This window comes from uncultured Lamprocystis sp. (genome assembly GCF_903933125.1).
In the GTDB taxonomy this organism is placed as follows: domain Bacteria; phylum Pseudomonadota; class Gammaproteobacteria; order Chromatiales; family Chromatiaceae; genus Thiodictyon.
On sequence record NZ_CAIZIZ010000398.1, the window covers coordinates 1 to 3,056 of the forward strand.

Sequence of the window (3,056 nt, forward strand, 5' to 3'; positions counted from 1 at the left end):
ACTTCAGACGATACCGCCGGTCTCCCGCTGCCGCCACCTCCGCAGGAGCCGCCGGCCCTGGTCCAGCCCACCCGTGCACAGCGCCCGGCCTCAGGCAAAAATGGCCAAAGTCGAGTGTCTATGGTGACCCCTAATTCCGATCCAGTCGGCTTACCTGGCCTTACGTTCTGCAATTTCCTCTATTACTTTCTGGATATGCGACTCGGCAAGGCCGCCTGGCCGAGTGGATGCAACTCCACCGGCGCACATCCAATTCCGCAACGCGACACCTGCCCATCCCGGTGCGCCGCGGATGTGCCCATTATAGGAGGGGTAAACGGTAGGAATGTAGGATGAATCCTAAGTCCGGGTAAGCATCTTCCCTGGCATGAATACCCGCCTGCCCATACCGCCGCGCGTGAGGCGGCAACTTGGAAAACGGGGCTTAGGCTCGAATGGCGCTCAATCAGACAGACGCCCTATTCCTATCAAATTCAAAGTGACGCGGGCGCCCGACTCGCTCAGACCCAGCCCGCTCATCGTCAACCCGATAATGACCCGGCAGGCCGGACAGGGTTTCAGCGTGGTACCGAACGGGCCGCCGACGGGGCCGGGACCCGACCCGCACCCCGGCGCGGCCGAGCGCCCCGGAGTGCTGGGGGCGCTGTTGCGTTGGCGCGACCAGAAAGCGCAGCAGGAAGCGCACGAGGGCGTCGCGAGCGCTATCGCGTGCTGACCCGCGCCGTCCTGCGGCAGATCGCGGACACCCCCAGGACCCGAAAATGCTGGTCGCCGTTAAAGGCATCGGCAAGCCCTCCGTCGCGCGCTACGGGATCGATGAGAGCGGGATCACCAAGAAGGGACGCCACTCGGTGAGCGTCGCCCAACAATAGTCCAAGGCTTCCACTCCAAGGCCGGCGTTTCATCCATCACCACCAACGGCCGCGCTGCCGCGCGGCACTGCCAGATGGTCGGCGAGCCTGAGGGCAAAAGCGACGATGCTCCAGGTCGGATTGCCGCTGCCGCTGGTCGGAAAGACCGATCCGCCGCAGATAAACAGGTTGACGACGCCGTGCACCTTGAGATCGGCATCGACGACGCCGGTGGCCGGTCGCGCACTCATCCGGGTGCCGCCGAGGTGGTGCGATGCATCGGCGAACAAGGCCGGCTCCAGATCGTTCGGGTCAGACAGCAGACGACCAAGTCCGCGCTTATCCAACACGGTCCGCAGGGTCTCCTGGAGCCGCACCAGTGTTTCGATCTCCGGAGGATTCAGGCGCCAGTTCAAACGCGCCAGGGGATTGCCGAACCGGTCTTTTCCCGTTCCCAGGGTGATCCGGCTGTCGGGGTCTGGCGCCTGCTCGCAGTGATTGAAAACCACCAGGTTGCGGCGCTGCGCGCGCGCCAGGGCGCGGGCGCGGAAGTAGAGCCGGTACAGACCGTAGGGCAGGATCTCGCGCGGGGTCAGATGATAAATCAGGTCGTAAATGGGGGGCCGCAGCGAAGGGTCGAGGCGCCGCCCGGCATAGCCGCGGCGCAACAGACATTTCATGATCTGAAGCGTCGTGTCATAGCCCTGTTCCACGACCGGCGGGCGCGCCACTTCAAAGTGGAGATAGCCGTTCAGGCAGCGCAGGGCGCGTTGCTTGTCGAACGCCAGACCAAGGCCGGGCTGCATCATGCCGCCGCTGATCGGAGAACCAAGATACCCGGTGAGATCGACACCCGCATTCAATCGAATCTTCCCGTAGAGGGCGCGCGGATGATCCATGAAATACCGGCCGAGCGGCTCACGCGGGTAGCGCGCTTGCGGGTTGTCCAGCAACCCCAGGAGCAGCAGGCGGGTGTTTTCGATCCCGCCCATGGCAAGGATAAAGCGTCCGGCGCGCACCTCGTGCGCCGCGCCGCCGGTGGACGGGGCCGCCCGTAGCGCAGTAAGCCGCACTCCTGATTCGTTCAGGCGCAGCCCGGTCACTGTCAACCCGATGATAATCAGGCAGGCCGGACAGGTTTTCAGGGTGGTACCGAAGAGGCTCCAGAAATCCGGCGGACGCTTCGCCCACAGGGCGAGTTTCGGCGAAAAATCGGCAAGTCCGAAGTGCTCACAGTGACCATCCGGCGCCGGCTGCCCGGCGCTGGTCGCCACACGCTCGACGAATGGTTCCGGCAATCGCATCAGGCGTCCAGCCTGTCGCAGAAAGCCGAGATACTCGGTGAAGGACACCGGCCAACCGCTCGCCGGAACCCAGTCGCGGGTCTCGAAATCGATCGGCTCCAGTGGCATACAGCGCCCGGCCCAGAGATTGGCATTACCGCCAAGCATCCGCAGTCGATGCACAAAGTGCTCGCGGACCGGGTGACCGACCGACTCCAACGTGCTCAATTCCTGGGTGGCCTGATGCGGTGCAGCATAGCCGCTTTCAACGACACAGACCGAGTGGCCAGCCTGAACCAGGGCGGCAGCGATGGCCAGACCCGCAGGGCCGGACCCAACGACACACACATCCGCCTCAATCAGTTGCCCAGGCTCCAAGTGACGGGCCGCGATCACCGTCATGGCTGGTTATCGATCAGATAGTGTATTCCGGCAGCACGCCCGGTCGTACGCAAACGCCACATCGCCGCTCACCCCCACCTTCAGAAGTCCGTGGACAGGGCACTCACCGACGCCAAGAGGGCGCCGTCCGTCACAGTCTGATCATAAAGTCACCGCACAACAAGGCGCTGCCGCTTACACTGTGAACTCCATCACACCTGGTCACCAGGGAATCTGATGATGCACGAAGTGTATCGTACTCCGATCCGTTACCGATCGCGGGTCAGCCGCCCGCTGCCGCCGGCAGGCGGCGGAAAAACGCGAACCAGGGTGACGGGTCAGAGCGCTGGAGCCTGAGCAAGGGCCGGTGTACTCTCTCACACTGATTTTATTAAGATCTTGGGAATCGCCACCGGCTAACGGCCATGGAAGGAACATCAATCCACCCCGGAAGATAAAAGGCCCCCGTGGGAGCGGCGTCCCGCCGCGATGCGGTGCCGCGGTGACCTCAAACGCTGCGGCTGCCCGCTCGGCCCCATCG

General features: G+C 63.9%; 1 protein-coding gene. It reads right to left on the reverse strand.

What is annotated here, in order from left to right; all coding sequences use genetic code 11:
• Positions 1–901 precede the first annotated feature (901 nt).
• On the reverse strand, positions 902–2,536 hold the full coding sequence (locus tag QZY03_RS21095; RefSeq protein WP_295584304.1) for an FAD-dependent oxidoreductase: 1,635 nt from the start codon (positions 2,534–2,536) through the stop codon (positions 902–904).
• Positions 2,537–3,056: the final 520 nt, after the last annotated feature.